13 protein-coding genes are annotated in these 14556 nt (G+C 36.5%); all 13 read right to left on the bottom strand.

Annotated features, from left to right (window positions below):
* Nucleotides 1–304: 304 nt before the first annotated feature.
* The 13 genes from IGK54_RS05325 to IGK54_RS05265 all read right to left on the bottom strand — a co-directional run bounded on the left by IGK54_RS05325 (nt 305) and on the right by IGK54_RS05265 (nt 14408).
* Nucleotides 305–979, bottom strand: coding sequence for an AP endonuclease (locus IGK54_RS05325; RefSeq protein ID WP_016617219.1), 675 nt, complete (start codon nt 977–979; stop codon nt 305–307).
* Nucleotides 930–2420, bottom strand: a complete 1491-nt coding sequence (locus tag IGK54_RS05320) for a helix-turn-helix domain-containing protein (protein ID WP_048949600.1) — start codon at nt 2418–2420, stop codon at nt 930–932. Before IGK54_RS05320 ends, IGK54_RS05325 begins: the two co-directional genes overlap by 50 nt.
* Before the next feature lie 410 nt (nt 2421–2830).
* Nucleotides 2831–4087, bottom strand: coding sequence for an NADPH-dependent oxidoreductase (locus tag IGK54_RS05315; RefSeq protein WP_142957210.1), 1257 nt, complete (start codon nt 4085–4087; stop codon nt 2831–2833).
* A gap of 18 nt (nt 4088–4105) precedes the next feature.
* Entirely contained in the window at nt 4106–4714 is a 609-nt protein-coding gene (locus IGK54_RS05310; RefSeq protein WP_142957211.1) for an NADPH-dependent FMN reductase, read from the bottom strand.
* A 26-nt stretch (nt 4715–4740) separates the two neighbouring features.
* Nucleotides 4741–5676 carry an FAD:protein FMN transferase gene (locus IGK54_RS05305; protein ID WP_142957212.1) on the bottom strand — a complete coding sequence of 312 codons (936 nt, stop codon included), beginning with the start codon at nt 5674–5676 and terminating at the stop codon, nt 4741–4743.
* Between the two features lie 219 nt (nt 5677–5895).
* On the bottom strand, nt 5896–6786 hold the full coding sequence (locus tag IGK54_RS05300) for a helix-turn-helix domain-containing protein (RefSeq protein ID WP_002382193.1): 891 nt from the start codon (nt 6784–6786) through the stop codon (nt 5896–5898).
* A gap of 184 nt (nt 6787–6970) precedes the next feature.
* Nucleotides 6971–8299 (bottom strand): amidohydrolase, encoded by a 1329-nt coding sequence (locus tag IGK54_RS05295; RefSeq protein ID WP_142957213.1) that lies wholly within the window; start codon nt 8297–8299, stop codon nt 6971–6973.
* A complete protein-coding gene (locus tag IGK54_RS05290; protein WP_173975669.1) occupies nt 8283–10067 on the bottom strand; it encodes an adenine deaminase in 1785 nt (594 codons plus the stop codon). Before IGK54_RS05290 ends, IGK54_RS05295 begins: the two co-directional genes overlap by 17 nt.
* A complete protein-coding gene (locus tag IGK54_RS05285) occupies nt 10043–11107 on the bottom strand; it encodes an ABC transporter substrate-binding protein (RefSeq protein ID WP_002357914.1) in 1065 nt (354 codons plus the stop codon). The genes IGK54_RS05290 and IGK54_RS05285 overlap by 25 nt, the downstream gene beginning before the upstream one ends.
* Nucleotides 11108–11133: 26 nt before the next feature.
* Nucleotides 11134–12174 (bottom strand): ABC transporter ATP-binding protein, encoded by a 1041-nt coding sequence (locus IGK54_RS05280; protein ID WP_002413403.1) that lies wholly within the window; start codon nt 12172–12174, stop codon nt 11134–11136.
* Nucleotides 12175–12212: 38 nt separating this feature from the next.
* On the bottom strand, nt 12213–12992 hold the full coding sequence (locus tag IGK54_RS05275; RefSeq protein ID WP_002357916.1) for an ABC transporter permease: 780 nt from the start codon (nt 12990–12992) through the stop codon (nt 12213–12215).
* Nucleotides 12985–13821 carry an ABC transporter permease gene (locus IGK54_RS05270; protein WP_016615734.1) on the bottom strand — a complete coding sequence of 279 codons (837 nt, stop codon included), beginning with the start codon at nt 13819–13821 and terminating at the stop codon, nt 12985–12987. The genes IGK54_RS05275 and IGK54_RS05270 overlap by 8 nt, the downstream gene beginning before the upstream one ends.
* A gap of 206 nt (nt 13822–14027) precedes the next feature.
* Nucleotides 14028–14408, bottom strand: a complete 381-nt coding sequence (locus IGK54_RS05265) for a hypothetical protein (protein ID WP_025192801.1) — start codon at nt 14406–14408, stop codon at nt 14028–14030.
* Between the last annotated feature and the right edge of the window lie 148 nt (nt 14409–14556).

The following is a 14556-nucleotide window of genomic DNA, read 5'->3' as shown; positions in this document are numbered from 1 at the left end:
TCTTTGATTTCCGAAGACTTAGTATAGAGAAAAATCTTCTTAACCACAATCTAAAACAAAGGAAATTAAGGCTTTGTTAAACAACCTAAAGAATTTCCACAATCTCTTATCCTTTTCTTAGCTTTTTTATAAAAAAAGCTAGATAATTTCATCTGTCGACGAAATTATCTAGCTAGAACATTCTTCTCTTAATGATGATGTTTTCGAAACGTTTGATAACCAATTAAGCAAAATAAAATCCCCAATAAAATCATTCCAGTTACTGAAAATAAGCCTGCTAACATCTTTCGCATCCTCTCTGTCGCTAAACTTCCTTATTTGTAGTCACTATTTCTTGTTGTAAAATTGGTTGAAATAGACGACGTTCTGCTAATTTTCTTGCTAAAATTGCTTCACTTTTTTTCGTAAAGATACCTAAGTTATGGCGCTTGCCTTTCAAAGAGATATAAGCCAGCCATTTCCCAGAAGCGGTCTGGCTCACTCCTTTGTGTCCGCTGCTATTATTTTTGGGGCGTTTACTTTGTAACTTCCCTGGAATTACGCCAGCAACTCTTTGTCGGTAATCCTTCTTTTTACGATGACCGCAGCTTTTGGTATGGCCATTCAACAAATTTTCACAGCGAACCCAGCAAGATTGTCCGCACGAACACAGACAATACGCTTTCATTGTCTGTTGAATACTTTCAATCCGTACCACGACTAATTCATGATAGTTTTTTTTCAACATTGTTTGATAGCGATGGTGAGCACATTTCGTTCGATACCCACGAATTAGTTGTCTTCTTGAAGCTTCTGCATAGCTCCCACAAGAACAGCGACAGGCCCAAACAATCAGCCCTTCTTTTCTTTTTGCCGTTGGTGCTACTACTGTCAACTCACCAAACTTTTGGCCAGTTAAATCTTTATAGTTACCTGCTTGTCTCAATTGACTATCCTTCGTATTCTTGTTCTCGCCACATCTCGATTGGGTCTCTCCCATAGTGCTCATTTTTCTGAGTCTCTCCCTTTCTTAGTTCTCTGACCACCTCAGCAAATACTTGCCAATCTTTTGTTTCCGGCAAATGACGCCATGTCAATTGACGACACCGTACTTTCGAACTATAAAAATCGGACAAATACAAATCGGTTTCTAAGGTTAATTTGTGATCAATCATGACATCCATATAATTGAAAGAAGCAATAATTTTTGCAATAAAGCGGTTATAATCCTCCCCACCAGAAAAATCAACAAATACATGAATCGTTTTTTCAATTGCGCAAAAAGAACGATCATTTAACAAACAAAACATAAAATCATAGTATAGATGCACGCGTTCATACATTAAAAATCGTTTTTGATACAGCGACTCTGTCTTTTGTATAAAACCATCTAAGGCGCGATGAATTTGAGGAAACCGCTCTTCAAAGAAACTGCTCTGCTTGGCGGGAATAAATGCAGCCACCGAAAAGTATAGGCGGTCCCAGCGATAACAAATCAACTTTAATTTTTCTTTTGTTTCCACCGTAATTCGCTTTTCAAAGAAAGGAATAACACTATTCATATGATCAATAAATTCGTCTAACATGGTTAACTTATCTGGAAAAACAATCGGACTATCAATGTATTCATTTAAACTTAAAAAAAGAAAAATATATGAAGTCTCTTTGCCAAAATCCTCTTTAAAAAGAGGGGTTTCGCTTGTATAGATTTTTTCAAACGCATGCTGTAAACAGCTAGGCACATGAACTTCCGTAAAAGAGTCCACTACATGATCAGAAAATACACGAAAACGTTGGATCGTTAAAAGAATAAATAGTTGTGCGCTTTGATTAAGACTAAATGTTCTTTGATACATCAGTTGTAAATCGTTTATAAATCGTTTAATGCCAGGACTATTTTCCATCAAAATGTTAGGCAGCCTTTCTTGATTACTTCCATAAAAATAATACAAGCATTGAAAACAAAAACTTCGGATATTTTTCTCTTCTCCAACCAAGCCTGTTGACTTTAATTTAATACGCCAATTAGCTAAAATCAGATTTAGTTTATACGAGAAGGCATAAATTTTGCTTTTGCTCATAAAATGAATTTGAGAAAATTCTTGAATCGTGTGCTTTTGATAGAGGCCCACATCAAGAAGCAACTTGGCCATTAGTGATTGATCAAAATAATATTTTCTTAAGGCTTGATAATCAATTTGCGATAATTTTTGCGCACTAATCAGTCCTTTAGCTGGAAAAAGAATTTGACTCCTTGAAGAAATCTGTGTACATTCATAATTTATTTGACGGCACAACGATTCTAACTTTTGAGTGGATAAATCAAAATATCCATAAAATTCTTCTTTTAATAATGGACCTTCACTATTCATAAAAGTTTGATAAATAAGTAATTTATCTCGGAATTCTTGGTCTAATAATTCATCTAACAAAGTAGTCACATTTTCAACTCCAAACTATCACGCCTTAAGTATCTATTTTTTTAACAAGACGTGAGTGTCAATCTTGCTTATTTTTTCCACAAATTTAAAAATGATTCTTTCAATATTTAGGAATCTTCATAGAAAAGTATTATTTTAACCAAAAAAAGCCCCCTTGCGTCACCAAGGAGGCTTTTTTGTTATTTTTTTACTTTAAATTTAAAGAAAAGCTGATTTGTTTGACTAATTTTCTGTTTCTTTTCTAGCCTATTCGTCAAAAATGATTGAAACTTTTGGTTCGTCTTCTATACTATCTTCCTATAAAGTTCTTACTCTTTTAAGTATCAGCTTCTGTCAATAAAAGTCCTCATTTGGCATTGCTAATCTGAATACAGTATGACTACTTGTTGCCGCTATTTTTTGCTGTTATTTTACTCTTTAATTGAAGCGCTAGAAACGCTGTCAACTGTTGGCTTTTCGGTCGCTGGCTCTTCTTCATGGACTGATGCACTTGATACACTATCTGCCGTTTCTGGCGCTTCTTTTTTGGAGGCACCACTGACTGCATCGACGTTTTTTCCACCGACTAATTCTTGCCCAGTTTGTTTTAAATACCAATCAACAATTGGTTTAAAGTCTAAAATATACTCATTAATTCCCGCGTAATTTCCATTATTATCATACATCGCTTGATAATTATGCACTACATAGGTATCTGGTCCGTGCATTGGAACATGAACGCGAATAGCATCTGTTTTTCCTGACCGTAATTGTTGAATCACCCATTCTACATTTTTCAATGCTTTTGGTGGATGGCAATTCGCTAATGGATTACCAACCTGTCCTGGTTGCCGTTTAGCAAACATTTCTTCAGCAGCCATTTTTTTATTGTAATATAAAAATTGATTGTTACTGTCTGCGTAAGTCAATTCCATTGGCATTGATTTTAAGAAATAATTTAGCTGATCAACGGTTAAAATGCCTCGATCTAATTTTACATATGTGTCGCCTTCCACAGCCTGAACCGCTTCTGCTGCTTGTTCTACCCAATCATCTGCTGCCATATCAACCCCTTCGATCGTTGTTTCAATGGTTCCTTTTGCATGTAAATCCTCAGGTAAGTCTTTTGGCTTAGCCCCTTCTAATTTTGAAATCACATCAATGAATTCCACGAATTTTTGTAATGTGCTTTCTAAAAATTGACGTGTTCCCTCCGCAATTAAGTTGCCGTTTTCATCAAATGCTTCTTTAGCTTTTCCTAATAAAAACTCGTTTCCAGGCATCACGATTGCATTGACACCAGGTGCATCAAGAATTTGACGGAGATGTAATTGCGCACGTGAGGTTCCTTGATCATAATAAGAGCAACCAACAATCATTACTGGTTTATTTTCCAGCGGATGAATTTTGAAAGATAACCATTCTAACACACTTTTCAAACCGGCAGGAATGGTATGGTTATGTTCGGGCGTCGCAATAATTACGCCGTCTGCTTGTAAAATTTTGCGATTCATATTCTGAATCAAGACACTGTTCGTTTGATCCTTACTTTGATTAAACATTGGAATATCTTTAATTTCTAAAATTTCCAAGTCGAACATTTTATAAAACTCTTTGCCAATATATTGCAGTAGTAACCGATTATAAGAAGAATCAGCGTTTGATCCGACGATCCCAATTAATTTCATTTTATTCACTCCATTTCGTTAAATCGTTTCCCATGAGAAATTTTCTGCTTCTTTTTTATTTTGCGCATGCGCATGTTTCAGCTGTTCTGTAATTTCAATAAATACACAAAAATCTGCAAACAAACCAGCTAGTTTATCTATTTGTTCTGAATCTTTTAATACATTGTTTTCATCAAAAGCTTGTAAGGAATGCGCTAATAGAAATTCAGAGCTTGGCATAATTCGTGCTTTCAATTCAGGAGCATCTAAAATTTGACGCAGATGCGCTTGTGCTCTAGAGGAACCTAACGTGCCATAGGATGCACCAGTAATCATAACTGGTTTATCAACAAACGGAAAAATCCCGTAAGATAACCAACTTAGGGCATTCATCAAAGAAGCCGGCACCGCATGGTCATATTCAGGCGTACTGATAATGACGCCATCTGCTGCTTCAATTTTTTCAGCAACCGTTTTAACTATTTCTGGCAAAACTTTGTCTTCTGGCTTGTTAAACATAGGAAAGTCAACAATTTCAACTAGTTCAATATCAGCCTCCTGCGCAAAATAGTGTTGCATAAATTGCAAAAGTTGACGATTGGTTGATTGCTCTGAGTTCGTTCCTACTAAGCCGATAATTTTTTTCATAATGAGCTGTCCTTTCTTTTTCGGTTCTATGAATGGATAATGTGAAGAGTATCTGCTAACCCGCTGCTATATAAAATTTGCTGGTCTTGTGTAATGACGACTCCTTCAATCCCATCTAGTTGATTGAGGATTTCAAGCGCTTCTGGAATTGGATAACCAAATAAACGCGTTGTCCAAATCTCACCATCCACTGAAGCATCCGAGATAATTGTGATGCTGGCCATTTCAGTTTCCAATGGGTATCCGGTTGTCGGATCCAACAAATGGTGATAGACTCGCCCAGCTTCGGTTAAACTTCTTTCATAAATGCCCGACGTCACAACCGATTGATTAGCCACTTCGACAAGTAAGCTGATTGTTTCTCTGGATTCTTGCGGATTGCGAATACCAATTCGCCATTTTTTGTTTTGATGCGTAGAGGGCCCTAACGTCACAATATTGCCGCCCAGATTAATCAAAGCAGACGTCACATGGACTTCTTTCAAATAGGCAATTAGTAAATCAGCGATATAGCCCTTTGCTAAAGCCCCCAGATCTAATTTCATTCCTTCTTCTTCCAAAAAAACCGTTTGTTTTAATGGATTTAAGTGAATCTTTTCTGGATTAATTTTTTTCAAACAGGCTTTAATCTCCTTTTCTGACGGGACACGGGCATCTTTAAAACCGATTCGCCACGTTTGAACTAGTGGGCCAATGGTAACATTCAAATGACTAGCTGGATCACAACTATGTTTTTTCCCTAATGCAATTAATTGATACAACTCTGGATGAACGCTGACTGGTTTTTGCCCAGCTTGTTGATTGACAGCCATCAGTTCCGAAGTTGAATCATTTGCACTAAAGCGTTGTTCATAAGTGATCAATCGTTGATGCACTTCTTCTAGAATTTTTTCAGGTTCTTCATGGTCTACAAATACATCTATTACTGTGCCCATCAAATAAATAGTTTGACTTTGTTGCACCTCAAGACTTCCTCTCCACGAAAGATTGTGTTTTATTTCACATTTATTTACAAATGAATCATACGCCTTTATTTGATGCCAGTCAAGTCGTTTATATATTTTTTTATATAAAATAACGACCTTAAAATTTTCATTTAAGGTCGTAACATGTCTTGAACTCTTTTAAAAAACGCTTTTTTTATTATATTTTGAAAATAAGTATATAATTTTCTATATAAACTAATTATTCTTAGATAAAATTGTTTCTTTCAATGTTTGAATTGCTTCCAACAAGATGCGGTTTTTATTGATTTTTGCATACGCGCGGGCATCTTGTAGTAGTTCTAAAATTTGCTCTTGCGGCTTTTCTTCAGCTAAGGCATTTTTCGCAAGTTGGAAAGCTGCTCTTGCCAAGTAATACGTGACGTGATTATCAGAACAGATGGAAATCGCATACTCTAACAAAGCATCACTTGTTTCTAAATCGCCTTTTTCTGCATAAAAAACACCACAGTGAAAGACAACATTTAATACTCGCCAAGTATCTTCCATTGATTGAATAGTATAAAGATAAATTTCCTTGAAGACCTTATTGAAATAAAATTCGGCTTTCTCAATTTCGCCTTCTTTGGCATAGGCCATGCCAATTCCAGTAAAAGCTAACAAACGGTAAATATCGCTCGTGTATTTTTGCTCTTCAAACAGAAGTTTTTCAAAGGTAAATAAGCAATCCATCAACGAAGCATTTTGAAAAATCATGACAAAGCCTTGTAAATAATAATATTCTAATAACAGTTGGGAATCTTTGATTTCATCAAAAGGAATATTTTTTAAAATTGTTTGCAATTGGTCATGTTCGCTGGTAATCAAGAAGAATTCTGCTTCTTCCATTTTTTCAAGAATTTCAGGTTGTTTAATCCCTACGCGCGGGAAGAGTTCCCCCAAAGGTAGCTCTAAACGATTACATAGTTGGATCAATATTTTTAAAGTTGGGACTTGACCATTCTTTTCAAAGCGACTAACCGTAACTTGCGTACAAATCCCTTTAGCTAATTCACTTTGCGACAAACCACGTGCTTTGCGTTTTTCTATAAACCGTTGTATATTCATTGCTTTTCCTCTCATTCTCATCTTCTCAAACTTACTATAATACAACTTACCTTAAAAATATATATAGAAAAAGAAAAATGTTTATAACAAAAAAGAACACAGACAACTCTTTCATTAAAAGTTTGTCTGCGCTCTATTAGAACCTGAATCACTAAACGTCAATCCAGCGTTATTTAATCAATCCGATACGTCATACTTGCTTTGTTTAGAGAGCAGCTCTTTTTTTAGCTTCTTTCACAAACGTATTCATGGCCTGATATAATTTTTCCTTGATTTCTTTGAGATTAGCTTGTTGTAATTCTTTATTGGCAACTAACTGTTGACCGTTCACCCAAACAGCTTCAACATTGCTAGCATTTGCTGAATAAACCAACGCTGAATAGGCATCAAAAATCGGAAACATATTAACTGATTGCGTTTCAATTAATGTTACATCCGCTTTTTTGCCCACTTCCAATGAGCCGACTTGCTCCGCCAAGCCTAACGTTTTAGCGCCCCCCATCGTTGCCAGATAAACAATTTCTTTCGCAGGAAACAAGGAGCGATCTTGGTGTGTTGTCTTATGAAAATTCGCAACCATGCGCATTTGGGTGAATAAATCTAATGTATTCCCACTGCTAGGTCCATCCGTGCCTAAACCGACAATAATCCCTTGATCAAGCATTTGCTTAATCGGCGCTACGCCTTTGGCTGATTTAGTATTCGCACCGATACAATGAGCGACACGCGCTTTTCCATTAGTAGCAGCTAAACTCGCAAGATCTTCATCTGTTGCCAAAATACAATGAGCTAAAATAAACGGCTCGCTCAAATAACCCAGTTCTTCTAAGAAAGCAATTGGTGTTTTTTGATAGGCTTTTTCAAACTCAGCCATTTCATAAGTCATTTCAGCAACGTGCATGGTCACAGGAACTTGGTATCGCCGACTAAGTTCAATAATTTTTGCTAACACTTCTGGTGAGTTGGTATTCGGTGCATGCGGCGCAAGCATAGGCGTAATCAACGGATGTCCTTGCCACTTGCGAATAAAGGTTTCCGCGTAAAAAAGACCGCCTGAAGGTTCCGGACTATCACAAGTGGGCATATCAATGATAGTCTCTCCGAGCAAAGCACGAACACTCATTTTTTCACAACTTTTAGCAATTTCATCTTCAAAATAATACATATCACAAAAGCTCGTAATACCACTCAGTAACATTTCAGCAATTGCATAATCACTACTGCATCCTACTAATTCTTTTGTCATGAATTGTTCTAATGGAAAAAGAAAACGCCGGAGTCGATCTGGCACATCGTCTCCTAACGAACGAAACGGAATCATGCCTACATGGGTATGGGTGTTAATCATCCCAGGCATTAAAATTCCATTTTGACCATCGATTACTTGATTTGCAGCCATTCGCTTTTCATCAAGTGTGGTCATTGGCGCTAATTCCACAATTGTGTCTTCTTCAATCACTAAATAGCCGGCTTTGATTTCTGAAAATTGCTCATCCATTGTTAGTATATGCACATTTTTAATGAGTGTTTTCATGCAAAAGAACTCCATCCTCTGGAAAAACTAATGGATAGAAACGTTGTGACTTCGTATCCATCATCCCAAAATCTGTCACTTTAATGGCTGGCGAGACAGGCAATGATAGTGTGGAAAAGGACATGATTTCATTCATATTTTGATAGCCTAACGCTTGCATAGCTTGTCGGACTTTTTGTAAAGAAGCGCCTAATTGTTCAATCGGTGCTTGCGATAAAATCCCACCAATTGGTAAAGGACAAGTTGCCATCACTTGCTGATCCGAAGCAACCAAATAGCCGCCTTGCATCGCTAATAATTCATTCTGCGCTAACAGAATATCCTCAATCGTATTACCCATCACCATTAAATTATGATGATCATGGGCCCAGGTTGTCGCAATGGCTCCTTTCTCGGAAAGTGGTTGATCCATTAAAGAAAAAGAAATATTGCCATTTTTTCCGTAACGTTCCATCACAATTAATAAGGCACAGTTGGCTTTTTGCCATTGTAACAATCCATTTTCAACAGGAATTTCTTTTGTAATTCGCTCTGTAAATGTGCCAATTTCTTGTTTTTGAATCACATTACAACGAACTGTTTCTTTTGTTGTAGCCACCTTTAAAAGTAAATCTTCTTCTGTTAACTTTTTACATTGGATGGTTTGTTGGTAAGCGCCTGGAAACTCTTCAATTTTTTCTGGATAATGGAAGGGCTCACCTTTTTCAAAAACGACCTTTCCAGATTTATAAACCGTAGTAATATCAAAACTTTCTAAGTCATTTAATAACAAAAAGTCAGCTTTTTTACCAGGTGCAATTTCGCCACGATCATGGAGACCCATTCGTTTGGCCGGCGTATAAGTTGCCATATAAATGGCTTTTTCGATAGGCAATCCTGCATGAACGGCTTTTTTGACATTTTCATTTAGATGACCTTTTAGCAAATCATCAGCCATCACGTCATCCGTGATAATACTTGCATAATTGTAGAAGTCATTGTCTACTATCACCTGAATGTTTTCAGGAGTGATTGATTTATTTTGAAATTGAATAAAGACGCCCGCTTCAATTTTTTCTTTTAACGTTTTAGGAAATTGATGGGTATGATCTGAAGTGATACCACTATATAGAAAATCTGCTAACTCTTGATCTTCGATTTTAGGACAGTGGCCTTCTAAAGGCATGGTTGGTCGTTGTTTTTGGCACAAATCGATAATTTGACGAATTAAAGAATCTGGCTCATAGGAAATCCCTTTAAAATTCATGGCTTCCCCTAAACAAATCACTTTTGGCTCTTTGAGTAATTCTGCTACTTCTGCTAAGCCGATAATCCCACCAGTTGTTTCTAATTCGGGAGTGGTCGAAGGAACCGAGGAAGGAATTGCGTGAAAGATATCTAGTTCTGTTTCAGCGGCCATAAAAGCTTTTAAGCCTTCTAAGCCAAATACGTTAGCCATTTCATGGGCATCGGCAATCACCGTTGTCACACCGTAACGCACTACTGCTTTGGAAAAAATAGTAGGTGTCGTCATGGAACTTTCAATATGCATGTGTGCATCAATTAAGCCGGGAATCATCCATTGATTCTCGGCATTAATTGTTTTTTTGGGCTGCAAATTGACGTTCTCTTCTTCATAAATGTAATAAAATTTATCATTTTTAATTGCAACATTTCGTTGAACGAATGTTTGAGTGACTGTTTGATACAGCCACACATTTTTTAGTAGTACATCGACGTTCATTTTGTCCCTCTTTTCTAAAACTATTGATTCATCGTCCGATTCCATTGATCAATCCAATCTGCTAGTTGACTATTAATAAAATTAAAATCGACTGTTTTGGCACGTTCGGCAATGGCACCATATGTTTTATTTTTCGCTTCTTTTTCGCTTAGCGTTACTTGTTGATTTGTAGGTCCTTCATTTAATGAAATCGCTTTGGCCTTTTGTGATTCTTCACTAATCCGTGCGTTAACAAATTTAAAGGCGGTTTCTTTGTTTTGTGCTTTTTTAGGAATATTGACTGTATTATAGTTGGCATACGTGCCGCTTTCTGGGACGACATACGTCACGTTTTCTGCTGCGCCTTGAATAATATCAACCGCAAAATCAGCAACCACAGCTGCTTCAATTTCACCAGATTGGAACATATTAGCTAAGTCTGACGATTTTGAATACGTTTTAACAACGTTTGGTTTTAATTCTTTCATCGCTTCAAAAGCGGCCTTCCCGTTATCTTTTGTAATATCTTGACCAGCATGTTCACTAGCAACGTATAACATTAAAGGACCTGCCGTCGTGGCAACATCTGGAACAGAAATTTTACCTTTCAAATCAGCTGACCATAAGTCATCCCAGTTCTTAATTTCTTTGCCTAATTTTTCTTTGTTGTAAACAATCCCGATACTGTTTACAGCGATTGGTACGCCAGCACCACTTTCAAAAACCTCTTTTGCTCCTGGTGTTAACTGACTTAAATTAGGTACTTCTTTTTCTGTAATTTTTTCAAATAACCCTTCTTTTCCACCTTGTGCTGCATTTGCTTGTGCTAATTCAATAACATCAATTCCCGCATTGGGATTATTTTTTAATTTCGTAAAGCGGTCTGCGCTATTGCCTACTTCTAAGGTAACTTTCGCTTCATTTTCTTTTTCAAACGGAGCGATAATGTCTTTTTTGACAATATCTTCACTTAATCCGAAAGTTGAAACGACTAAAGCATTACTTCCACCTTTGCTCTCGCTTTTCGTAGTTGCTTCGCTGTTTCCACAAGCAGTCATTAATAACGTTGCAGCGACTAATGTCCCTAAAATTACGCGTTTTTTCATTTTTAAATCTTCCTCCAAAATGGTTTTTATTTTTCTAAAATAACTAATTTCTCAGCTGGAAAGGCCAAGTGAATGGTTTCGTTTGTTTCATATAACTGTTCACTTGTTCCATTAACCAGCAATGTACCTAACGCTGTTTCCACTTCATATTGATAGCTTTTCCCTAAAAATGTTCGGACAGCGACAGTACCTGCGACAGTATTAGTAGCAGCTTCTGAAACAATCTCAATGTCCTCTGGACGAATCGTTGCCACCGTCGTTGTAACATTTGGTTCAGGATTAGTCGTTTTCACTATTTGATTTGTTTGTGTCCGATAATGACCGGCTTCCATTTTTTCGACAGAGAAAAAGTTTTCAAAACCGATAAATTCAGCGACAAACTTAGTACGAGGCAAACGATAAATCGTTTCTGGTGAATCATATTGTTCAATCACGCCATTATTCATAATGGCCACTTTATCTGAAATAGAAAAACATTCTTCTTGGTCATGTGTGACAAAAACTGTCGTAATGCCTAATTGTTGTTGAATCCGTTTGATTTCAATCCTCATTGCTACTCGCAATTTTGCATCTAAATTACTCAACGGTTCATCTAGTAGTAATAGTTTAGGTTCAATAATCAGAGCACGTGCTAGCGCAACCCGCTGTCTTTGACCACCAGATAATTGTTTTGGATAACGGTCGCCCAAGCTTTCTAAACCACATACTTTTAGCATTTCTGTGACTTTTTGGTCCATGGTTTGTTTATTTTCTTTGCGTAATTTCAGCCCAAAAGCGACATTTTCTGCAATCGTTAAATGGGGAAATAACGCATAGCTTTGAAAAACCATCCCGAAGTTTCTTTTATGGACAGGAACCTTTGTTAGTTCTTCTTGGTCAACGAAAAACTGTCCGTCGTTTGGCTTAATTAATCCAGCAATCACTCTTAGCGTAGTCGTTTTACCACAACCACTCGGTCCTAATAAAGAAACTAACTCTCCTTTTTCCATTGAAATATTTAAATCTTTTAAAATATCTTGTTTTCCGTCATAGCTGACGCGAATATCTTTTAAATCCACAAAAGTCAAAATTTTCTCCTCTTTCTATCTCGTGCTTCTTCCATGTTTTAGGCAATGGAAGCCAGTCCCAACGTTTTTTCAATTAAAAACATTAAGCCCATTGTTAGTAGCATCAACAATACAGAAATTGCTGAAACAGTTGGATCATAATTGTATTCCATATAACTTAATAAAGAAGTAGGCAGCATCGTCACACCGGGACCTGATAAAAACATCGATACAGGAACATTGTTAAACGAATTGACAAATGCTAACATAAAGGCTGCAAAAATTCCCGAAGACACATTGGGTAAAACAATTTGAATAAAAGCTCGCAATCTTGTACAACCTAATGTCCAAGCTACTTCTTCCATTGAATAATCTAGTTGTTCCATACTTGATCCAACCACTCGAATAATATAAGGCAAACTAATTAAAAAATGCCCCATTAACAATCCTTGAAAGACAGGCAAACCTAATTTAATAACAATATATTGAAATAACGTATACCCGACCACAATTCCTGGAATCACAGTTGGGGATAAGAAAAAGCTTTTAATAAAGTTGCGCCCGCGAACGGAATAACGTGCCAGCGCATAGGAAGCCGGAATCCCTACTATTAATGCTAAAACAGTCGCTAATACCCCAATCAACAAACTTAACTTAAAACTGTCCATAAACGTTTCCGATTGTAAGGCTTTGGCGTACCAATCTAAAGTAAATCCTTTAATCGGAAATTGAATCGCTGCGGCTGTTCCAAAAGAAGTCACCACAATCAAACATAATGGTAAAAATAAAAACAGAAAAACTAGAATTGCAATAACAGATAGTCCTTTTTGCTTACGCATGATTTGCTTCTCTCCGATCTACTTTCTTAGCGACCATGTCTAGGCCTTTCATCACAATTAATGTCGTTAAAATCATAATAAATGCAAGAACACTCGCCGATTGCCAATCACCTAAAGTATTAGCCTTTTGATATAAGAAGGTCGACATCATCATTTTTTGGTTACCACCTAACAGCTGTGGCGTCGTATAAGCCGTTAAAGTTCCTGTAAACACTAATATACTTCCTACAATGGTGCCTGGAATTGATAAAGGTAAAACAATTTTCCGAAAAGCCGTCATTGGATTGGCGCCTAGCGTCTCAGCCGCTTCTAGCATTTCTCCTTCAATGTTTTCCATAACCCCAACTAAGGTCATAATCATTGTCGGTAAAAATAAATACACTGAACCGATAACAATTGCAAATTCTGTATACAATAAATTCAGCGGTTGCTCAATTAAGCCTGTTTTTAATAACAACGTATTCACTACACCGTTTTTTCCTAAAATGTTAATCCAAGCAAAACTTCGAATAACTGAATTGGTTAATAGTGGAAACAAGGTCATAGCCATTAAAAAGCCACGCCATTTTTTGGAAACCCCAGCAATAAAGTATGCCGTTGGAATGCCCAACACGATTGAAATACCCGTCACAATTAACGAAACTCTTATCGTTCGCCAGAAAATTGAAACATTATAGTCATCTTTAAAAAAAGTAACATACTGATTTAGTGTCAAGCCATGATCAGTAAAAATGGTTGGCAAAATGCTAGTAATTAATGGAATCATTAAGAAAAATAATAATAGTACTAGCCCCGGTGCCACAATTAAATAAGGAACTTTCTTGTTCATTCGTACACTCCTCGTTCGTTTTTTCACTTCATCAGTATACGCAAGGAAAACGTATATTTCAACACATTTTCATCTTTTTGTTCGTTTTTAAACCCGAACGTTCGTATATTTTTTCGAAAAAGGTTATTAAAAAATAAAACACGAACATTAAACAAAAAACACAAACAAGACTGTTTGTGTTTTTTGTCAACTTTTTTATTTATCACTTAATTTTCTTGGAACGTTTGATCCTTTTCCATCATTTTCACTATAATACCATCTTGATACACCTGATAATATCCGAACAATTCATTCTCTTTTGAGACACTATTCTTTTCAGATCTAATTTGAACAACATAACTTCCTTTATTTGACTGCTTAAACGTATAATGAAACGCCGAGTCATTCGTTGGTATCCCTAAACCATTTTGTAAAAATTCAATCGCTTCCTGTTTAGTATAAGATTCTGCTTCTAATTGCGTTCCTAAATGCGGATTTTTTTGATCAACAAATTGTCTTGCTTTGTCATTATTAGCAGACTTTTCTATAACGACTTCCTGTTGCGAATTCCTACTTCCTGAACAGCCAGATAATACAAATAAAATCATCAACAACCCGAAACACTTACTCAAAGTTTTCTCCTCCTCTCCATTTTGATTAGTGATACTTGATGATTTCTTTTATATTTTAGCATGCTTGATATAACGAATTGTGCTCAAAAAAGACAGAATCAACAAGTAAAAATTGTCGACTCAT

The organism is Enterococcus sp. DIV2384, assembly GCF_050534975.1.
GTDB lineage: Bacteria > Bacillota > Bacilli > Lactobacillales > Enterococcaceae > Enterococcus > Enterococcus faecalis.
This window is presented reverse-complemented; position numbering and strand designations above follow the sequence as displayed.